At 51.6% G+C, this 8041-nt stretch carries 1 protein-coding gene; it reads right to left on the bottom strand.

What is annotated here, in order from left to right; all coding sequences use genetic code 11:
• A partial coding sequence (gene srfAA / locus G9F48_RS18320) for a surfactin non-ribosomal peptide synthetase SrfAA (protein WP_165409933.1) occupies positions 1 to 7898 on the bottom strand: 7898 nt, incomplete at its 3' end.
• Positions 7899 to 8041: the final 143 nt, after the last annotated feature.

Raw genomic sequence — 8041 nt, 5'->3', positions numbered from 1 at the left:
CGCTCTTCCGGGTAGTCGGGGTCAATCGGCACAAATGCCGCGCCCGCTTTTAAGACGCCGAGTACGCCCGCGGCCATTTCCAAGGACGGTTTCGTCAAAATGCCGACACGTTCGTCAGCCGTGACGCCGCAGTCCATGAGAATGCGCGCGATCCGGTTCGCCCTTGCGTTCAGCTCGCCGTACGTCCATTTCGCGCCGTTATATGCCGCGGCCGGCCGGTTCGCATGGCGGGCGGCCGTTTCTTCAAAGAGACGGTGAACCGTTTTGTCCCGCGGCACAGAAATTGTTTTTCCTTTCCATGCGTCAAGGAGGGCTTGTTTTTCTGTTTCATTCACCAATGAAAGCTCAGAAAGCTTCGCAGCCGGATTTTCCGTTGCGGCTTTTAACAGCTGAAGCCAGTAATGCTTCCACGTCTCTGCCGTTTCCGGTTTAAACAGCGCGGTGTTATATTCAAGCACAAACGTTAAGCCTTCGCCTGTGTCCTCAGCCGTCATCGTCAGGTCAAACTTGGCTGTTTTTCTGTCAAACGGATGGTGCTTCAGCTCAATTCCTTCCATGACCAGATCTTCAGCATTTGCATTTTGCATTGAGAATACCGCATCAAACAGCGGATTTCGGCTCGTATCACGCTGCACCTCAACCTTTTGCAGAAGGTCTTCAAGCGGATAATCCTGCGCGTCAAATGCATGTAAAGCGGTTTGTTTCACTTCTTTAAGATAGTCCGTGAACGTTTTGTCCGCTTCCGGATACGTACGAAGCGCGAGTGTATTCACAAAAACACCGATGACGTTTGCGAGATCCGCATGTGATCGTCCCGCAACCGGCGAGCCGACAATGATGTCATGCTGTCCGCTCAGTTTTGAGAGAAAGGCGCTGTATGACGCCAGCAGCACCATGTACATGGTAGAATCCGTTTGTTTCGCAAGACTGCGAAGAGCCGACGTCTGTTCCTCAGTCAGAGAAAAGACCAGCTTGTCTCCTTCAAAGGTTTGCACGGCCGGACGGCTGTAATCAGCCGGCAGCGTCAATACCGGAAGCTCGCCGTCAAGCTCCCGAAGCCAATGCTCCTCCTGCTTGCGGTACTGCTCTGATTGAATAAATTTCTGCTGCCATACCGCATAGTCTTTATAATGAATCCGCAGCGGCTCAAGCGTTTCGCCGCCATACAAGCGGGACAGTTCATCTATCAGCACGCCGACTGAAGCGCCGTCCGAAATGATATGGTGCATATCAAACAGCAGCAGGTGGTCATGTTCAGCCAGCTTGACCAGTCCCGTTCTGACGAGAGGAAGCTGATCCAGACGGAACGGCCGGATAAAGCTCTGAATAATCTGTTCAGCATCTTCTTCAGAGGCTTCATAATATTCCATGTCGATATCAGCTTCCGCCCATATACGCTGAACCGTTTCTCCATCCTTTATGTCAAATGTCGTTCTGAAGGCTTCATGGCGTTCTGTCAGCTGTTTCATGACGGATTTCAGCTTTTCTGCATCAAGCTTTCCTTTTAAGCGGAGCACAGACGGCATGTTATAGCTTGTTTCAGCGCCTTCCAGCTGCTGAAGCACGAACATCCGCTTCTGCGGTGAAGAAACCGGATACGTTTCCCGCTCGGCCGCCGGTGCGATGCTCTCAGCCGTCTTCCGCTCAGCGCCTTCAATCAGCTGCGCCAGCCCCGCAGCCGTCGGAGAAGTGAACAGATCCTTTAATGTAAGCTGCACGCCGAATGTCTTCTGGATGAGAGCAAGCAGTTTCATTCCCGCTAACGAATGGCCTCCGATCTCAAAGAACTGATCATGGACGCCGACCCGTTCCATTTGCAGCACCTCAGCCCAAATATCCGCCAGTTTTTGTTCTGTTTCATTGCGCGGCGCCGTATATGACACGGCATTCGCTGCGGTCACATCAGGCATCGGCAGCGCCCGTCTGTCGATCTTCCCGTTTCCTGTAAGAGGCAGTTCATCCAATTGAATAAAGACGGACGGAATCATATAAGCCGGAAGATCCTTCGCCGTATGCTCTCTCAGCTCCCGGGAAGAGATTTCCCTGAGGCTGACAAAATACGCGCAAAGAAGTTTGTCACCCGCGCCTTGATCCACAGCGAGCACAATGCATTCCTGAATCTGGTCATGGCTTTGAAGCTGATGCTCAATTTCGCCAAGCTCAATCCGCTGACCGCGGATTTTCACCTGATGGTCGATACGTCCGATAAACTCGATATCGCCATTCGGAAGCCATCTGGCCAAGTCCCCCGTTTTATACATCCGTTCACCTTCCTTAAACGGATGCTTTACAAACTTTTCTTCCGTCAGTTCAGGACGGTTGTAGTAGCCTTCTACGAGACCTTCCCCGCTGACGCACAGCTCTCCCGCAATACCCGCCGGCTGAATGCGTCCGGCTGAGTTCATAATAAAGACTTCCGTATTGCTGACCGGTTTACCGATCGGAACGGAGAGCGTATCCTCTTCAATGACATCCACCGGATGGTATGTCGCAAACACCGTGCTTTCCGACGGACCGTACATATGAAGCAGTCTTCCTTTTCCGACTGCCGCCAGCGCCTTTTTGACATGTTCTACAGACGCTCTTTCGCCCCCGAACATGATTTTCCGAAGCGTCGTCAGACAGGTCGGCTCCATATCAACAAGCAGGTGGAACAGGGCCGTCGTAATCATCAGAATGCTGACGTTTTCCCGTTTGATCACACGGGACAGGCGCGACATGTCCAGCACCGTATCTTTCGGGACGATCACAAGCTTTGCACCGTTTAACAGCGAACCGAACATATCAAACATAAAAGCGTCAAAGACGTAGTTTGACAGACCGAGCACTGTGTCCTCTTCAGAAACGGTCAAATAGTTCGTGTTTTTTACCGTCCGCAAAATGTTGGCATGTGTGACGATGTTTCCTTTCGGCGTTCCCGTCGTGCCTGATGTATACGTGAGATTGGCAATCGTTTTGGAATCAAACGGCAATGCTGGATTGCGAGAGTCCTTTTCATAACTCGCCTCATCATCAGCAAGCACAATGACGCCTTGAAAACCGGCCTTTTCCGCAAGCGGCTTGAGGCTTTGCTGAGTCAGGAGCACATTCGCCCCGCTGTCGCGGAAGAAATGCTGAATCCGCTGAACCGGATGCTCAGGATCAATCGGCACATAGGCGGACCCCGCTTTTAACACAGCCATAATGGAAACAATCATGTCCATTGACCGTTCACATAAAACAGCCGCGGTTTTCCCGCCGCCTCCGACCGAAAGAATATGCCGCGCAAGCCTGTTGGCGCGTTCATTCAGCTGCTGATACGACAGAGTTCCCCCTTCGAACTGAAGAGCTGTCCGGTCAGGGTTCTTTCGGGCCTGTTCTTCAAAGATCTGCACGATCGTTTGCTCTTTCGGGTATGCTGTGCGCTCCGGATTGAACCGCTGTAATTGGTTCAAAGCCTCCCGTTCAGAAAGCAGATCATATTCGCTGATTTTCGCATCCGGCTGAGCTGCCGCGCGCTCCAGCAGACGGACATAGTGCGCAAGCATGCGATCCGCAGTTGAGCGCTTAAACAGCTTCGTGCAATAATCCAAATCGAGCGCAATGCCTTCCGCTGTTTCCCGGGCCTGCATTGTCAGATCGAATTTAGCGATATTGAAGTTGGTTTCATGAAGAGACAGCGTCAGGTTGCCGATCTCCGGAATTCCGTCCGAAGCATTTTGCAGACTGAACATCGTGTCAAATATCGGATGCCTGCTCATGTCCCGGGGCACGTTCAGCTCCTCGGTCAGCCACTCAAACGGATAATCCTGATGGGAAAACGCGTCCAGCACCTGTTTCCGCACATGACCTAACAAGCCGGCAAATGTCTGATCCTGCTTCACGGAGCTTCGCAGCGCAAGCGTGTTGACAAACATCCCGATAAGCCCCTCGGTATCAGAGTGATTTCTTCCCGCTGACGGTGTTCCCACGATGATGTCTTCCTGTCCCGAATACTTAGAAAGCAGCGTATAGTATGCCGATAACAGCACCATGTAAAGAGTGGCTCCGTTTTTCTCGGCAAGCTTCTGCAGCCGTTCCCGCAGCATTTTCGGCAGCTTGACGGACACGCGGTCACCTTCAAAGCTTTGCACCTGCGGCCGCGGATAATCAGGGAGCAGCTGAAGCACCGGCAGTTCGCCGCTGAAGACTTCTTTCCAGTACGCCCGCTCCTTCTTGTAGCCTTCTTTCGCCCGTTCCGCCTGCCATACGGCATAATCTTTATATTGAATGCGCAAATCAGGCAGCTGATTTCCGCCGTAGATGTCAGCCAGTTCCTTCAGCATGATGGAAATAGACACCCCGTCAGAAATCAGGTGATGCATATCAAACAGCAGCATATGGCGATTGTGACCGAGCGTTTGCAGGCCGATTCTGAACAGCGGCGCCTCAGATAAATCAAAACGGCGCACAAAGTCCTTCATGACCTGTGCATTCGTTCTTCCGCGCGCTTCGATCATTTCAATATGAAACGGAACATGTTCGTGAATCACCTGTCTCGGCGTGCCGTCCTCTGATTGAAACGATGTTCTGAGCGCTTCATGCCTGCTGATTAAGGCAGAAAATGCACGTTCGAGCTTTTCACGGTCTAAAGCGCCCTCAATCATGGCCGCAGCCGGCATGTTATATCCGACTCCCGCATCTTCAAATTGGCTCGCGATATAAGTCCGCTGCTGAGCGAGCGAAAGCGGATAGCTCGCCTGCTTCTCAGCCGGCTCAATCGCCCTGAATGCCTGTCCTTCGTTTCGGTTTTCCGCATAATCGGCAAGCGCCGCAATCGTCGGATGCTCAAACAAGTATTGCAGCGGAATTTCAACGCCCATTTGCTTATGAATTTTCGTCAGAAGCGTCATTGCCTTTAATGAATGACCGCCTGACTCGAAGAAATGATCATAAATGCCCGCCTTGTCCATTCCGAGGACTTCCTGCCAGATGACGGTGAGCGTTTCCTCCGTTTCGTTTCTCGGCGCGGCATATTCGGATGAGCTGACAGCCTGCACATCGAGCGCAAACAGCTTTTTGCGGTCTGCCTTACCGCTCGGCGTGAGCGGAATTTCGTCCGTTTTTGTAAAGTAAGCGGGCACCATGTAATCAGGAAGGTGCTTGGACACATACTCCCTGTACTCGGCAGGGTGAAACTCGGTTCCTTTTTCCTGAACGATATATGCGCAAACATCTAAGCTGCCCTGCTGATCCGGCCGTGCCAGCACGACGGCCTGCGCCGCGCCCGGAGCTTTTCTGAGCACCGTTTCAATTTCTCCCAGCTCAATACGGTAGCCGCGGACTTTCACCTGATCATCTTCACGGCCGATATATTCGATCGTCCCGTCCGGCAGCCAGCGCGCCATATCACCCGTGCGGTACATGCGGCCGCTTCCGTTAAACGGGTCTTGCAAAAACTTCTCTGCGGTCAAATCCGGAAGATTTAAATAGCCGCGGCCTACACCGTCACCCGCGATATACAGCTCACCGGCCGTGCCGTCGGGCTGAAGCCGCTGGTGCTTATCCAATATATACAGACGGGCGTTGCCGAGCGGTTTTCCGATCGGAACGTACGCCGCCTGTTGATTCATTCCGTTATCGGCTGACACCTGATGCACGGACGCATCTACGCACGTTTCTGTCGGCCCGTAGACATTCGTCAGACGCGGCGCCCTGCCCGATTGATGAAAGAGCTTCATCAGCTGTTCAGCAACAGCGGCGGACAGACCTTCTCCCCCAATGAGCATGTGGCGCAATTCAATTCCGCTGACATCTCCCGCCGCAACCATCATCTGCAGATGCGCAGGGGTTCCGTCAGTGGCTTCAATCCGGTTTTGACGATAATAGTCCAGCAGTGTCGAGCCATTCGTTACAGTCGTTTTCGGCACGATATAAAGCGTCTGTCCCAAAAGAAGCGAGGCAAAAATCTGTTTGACGGACGCATCAAAATGAAACGGAGCCAAAAGCGCCATTCTTAATGTCTGCTCACCGCATTGATAAATCTCCTGCTGCAGTGATTGCACCAGATGATGAACTTGCCGGTGCTCAATCATCACGCCTTTCGGCCGCCCGGTTGTACCTGACGTGTAGATGATGTAAGCCAGCCGGTCTGATTGTGTGCTGACACCGTCCGCAGCCGTTTCAAACTGAACAGCCTCGTCAAAATCAATCCGTTCGGCATCCGCTGCAGGCACCTGTATTCCGGCCTCCGTCAGAACAGCCTTCGCTCCGCTGTCCTCCAAAATGTACTGAATCCGATCCGCCGGAAAATCAGGATCTATCGGCACATAGGCGCCGCCCGCTTTCAAAATTCCCAATATTGCCGCAATGACACGCTCAGAACGGCCAAGCAGCACCGCGACAGGAGTATCGGCTGATATCCCGGCTTTAAGAAGGCATCCGGCAATTCGGCCTGACTGTTCATGCAATGTGCGATAGGACAATGTTCGGCCTTCATACACAACCGCGGGTTTGTCAGACAGTGACTTCACCTTCTCTTCAAACAGCCCCGGTATCGTCATCTCCCTGCGGTAATTCACCGGATTGCCGGAGGCCCGTGTCAGCAGCCGCTCTTTCTCGGATTCAGAAAGAAGAGTAAGCTCATCAATTATGCGATCAGGAGATGAAATCGCATCTTCAATCAGCGTGATCAAACGTTCAGAAACAGATACAATCTCCTCTCCCTTGAATATGTCGCTGCGATAGTCAAAATCAATCGTCAATTTCCCAGTGTCCCATCGTTCCTTCACATGAATCGAAATATCATTTGTACCGCTTCCGCTGAAAATAGGGTCTGTCAGGAAGGACAGATTCTCTTTTTTCTGCCACTGCATCACCTGGTACTCCAGAGCTACCGTAAACAATCTGCTCAGCGAACTTTTCGAAGCGCGCAAATCATTGACAAGCAGGTTATACGGATACTTTTGGTGGCGGAGAATTTTCATCAGATCCTTCATCCGGCCTTTAACGAATTCCAAGAACGACTGTCCTCCGTCAACGCTTGTCCGCACAGGCACCGTAGATACGAACATCCCGAGCATCTGCTTTTCTTTCGCATTCGTCCGGTTTCCCATAAACGTACCCGTGACAACGTCATCCCGGCCGGTCACTTTGTAGAGATAAGTGATCAGAGCTGATTGGAACAGAGATAGTACGCTGACTTTATGCTCCTCGCAGAATGAATGAATGCGGCCATATAAGTCGTGAGGAATTTCTTGAGAAAACCGTTTTGCATCAAGACCCGCATCTGCCTGGCTCCGTTTCAGGGACACAAGCTCCGGCACGGTCTCAAACTGCCCGTTCCAAAAATCCCGATCCTTTTTAAACCGCTTCGACTGCACATATTCCTGCTCAGTCAGCACATGCTCGATAAAGGAAGGAATCTCCGTCTGTTCCTCACTTGATCCGCCCGAAAGCTCCAAATAAATATCAGTAATCGCATTGCCCAGAATCGTCATGGAAATCCCGTCTGAAATAACGTGATGCACATTAACGTAGAACCAGACCTCATTTTCGCTGATGGTATACACGGAAAAACGGAATAAATCCTGATCATATAATGCCAGAGGCTTGCTTGCCTCGTCACGTCCCCATTTTGACAGCTCTTCCGCAGAGCAGCCGGCTTGCCTGATGTCTGTATGTTCGATAGTCAGCGGACGGTATTCGCTCACATATTGAACGGGCTCCCCCTCATCATCAAGCCGCAGACGGATTCTCATCGACTCATACCGCCGGACGAATTCCTGTATCGCTTTCTCAACGTAATGAGCCTGTACGCCGTCATCAGAAATGAGTTTCCCGAACCCGGCAAGATTTGAAATACTTGTGTTCGGATAGAATTTTTCTGTATACCAGATACGTTTTTGAGCATTTGTTAAAGGATAAAAAGTTATTTCCATATGTGTGCGCCTCCCCTTTTTAAGATAAAATTGTCAATTCTCCCTTAGAAACAGCCTCCCTCAATGTCCCTAACTCATTATCAAGCCAAAAGAACCACTTACCTCCAAAACGATCCCGATTCAATCACCGCCGAAATCCGCAA

The organism is Bacillus sp. EKM420B (genome assembly GCF_011065565.1).
GTDB lineage: Bacteria > Bacillota > Bacilli > Bacillales > Bacillaceae > Bacillus > Bacillus velezensis.
Note: the sequence above shows the minus strand (reverse complement) of the source record. Positions and strands in the feature narration are given on the sequence as shown.